The 1,352-nt window shown below is 48.1% G+C and carries 2 protein-coding genes; both read left to right on the forward strand.

The genetic code is table 11. The features are described from left to right. The first annotated feature begins 93 nt into the window (after positions 1-93). Positions 94-315, forward strand: coding sequence for a hypothetical protein (locus Q1A69_RS19940; RefSeq protein ID WP_299589623.1), 222 nt, complete (start codon positions 94-96; stop codon positions 313-315). A 557-nt stretch (positions 316-872) separates the two neighbouring features. Continuing rightward, on the forward strand, positions 873-1,178 hold the full coding sequence (locus tag Q1A69_RS19945) for a hypothetical protein (RefSeq protein ID WP_299589625.1): 306 nt from the start codon (positions 873-875) through the stop codon (positions 1,176-1,178). The last annotated feature ends 174 nt before the right edge of the window (positions 1,179-1,352 follow it).

The following is a 1,352-nucleotide window of genomic DNA, read 5'->3' on the forward strand; positions in this document are numbered from 1 at the left end:
GGCCTCTTTAGTTCGGCCTAAATTCAATGCCAGGTCATTTTTTTGCCGCCTGCAGCGCAGGTTATCTTAGCGTTATGTGGCATGGAGTACCGAGTGATCCAAGTAGGAAAAATTGGGCTAATCGAATCTGGCGACGATCAGGGCTTACAAGTCAAAATCATCGATGATTCTGAAAGCACTGGCGGCTTCCTAGTACTCACGGGCAAAGAGTTAAACAATCCTAATTCGCCAGCTTTTGACAGCTGGGTAGCAAATATCGAAGAACTTAATAGCTACTTTAAAGAGTCAAACTGGGTAATAAAATGGGTGCAATAAACCGCACATAACAAACCAATTAAGCCTGACCCAGTAAGCGCCGCCGGGTCGGCACGAGGCCGCCACCAAGTGTAGCGGCGCTCACTGGGCAGCTTATTGGGGCGTTATATTTCTATGATGACCCGAATATTTTTTGTATTTGTGACGATCAGTGTTTCAGCGTGTGCCATGCGGAGCGCGCATCACAATGTCGTGATCGTAAGTGAAGCCCCGGAGGGGTGCAGAAAAGTCCACTGGTATTCGGTAAGAGCTAATTCGGAAAATTCCATATCTGAGAGAGCAAAATCAGACGCGTATAGACGTGGAGCAAATACAATTTACAGTCCGTCAGGTACTGAGGTTGCGTTGCACTCAAAATATCAACTGGAGCAGTATTTTCAGTCATATGTGTGCGCAAAAACATAACAAAGCCGGGCAGTTTGCTCCGGGCCTACGGCCCTTCGCGGGACAGCTTACCTTGTGCACGTTTTGCACAGGTCGCTGTGCTCCCATTGTCGCGCAAAATGTGCACAAGGTAAGCTGCCCCTGCCGGCGGCGTTATACGAGTAGGAGTATCAATGGAGATAGTGATTTTCCTATTTAAGATAATTTGGGCTGTTGGTTTTCTCTCGGGTTTAGCTGCGGCCGCTAGCATGCTTGCTCTGAGCAAGCATGCAGTTGCAGCGCCAAGATTATTAGTGTTGTCTGGAGTATCTTTGCTATTTGCGAAGTACTATCCGCATCACAATAAGCAAAGGAAGATTGCTCTTGCTTTATGGCTGGTTTGTATTTTGTCTATTTTTCTCGGATTTTTAGTGCTCTTTCTTGGTATTCCTGAGTTCAGGGATCTTATTTTTCAATCTGTAGGGGAAGGCAGCGTATAACAAAGCCAAGCAGGCTCGCCCAGCCCCTTCGGGCCTCGGCTGGACAGCCTACGCGGCGCGCTTCGCACGCAAACGCTCCGGCTGCCCCTGTTGGCAACGTTAAAGGTACGTCAATGATTAGAGCAGTTCTCGTAATAGTCTCCCTAAGCATAATGTCGGGTTGTGTTGGTTTGG

Source organism: uncultured Microbulbifer sp., from assembly GCF_947498635.1.
Classification (GTDB): Bacteria; Pseudomonadota; Gammaproteobacteria; order Pseudomonadales; family Cellvibrionaceae; genus Microbulbifer; species Microbulbifer echini.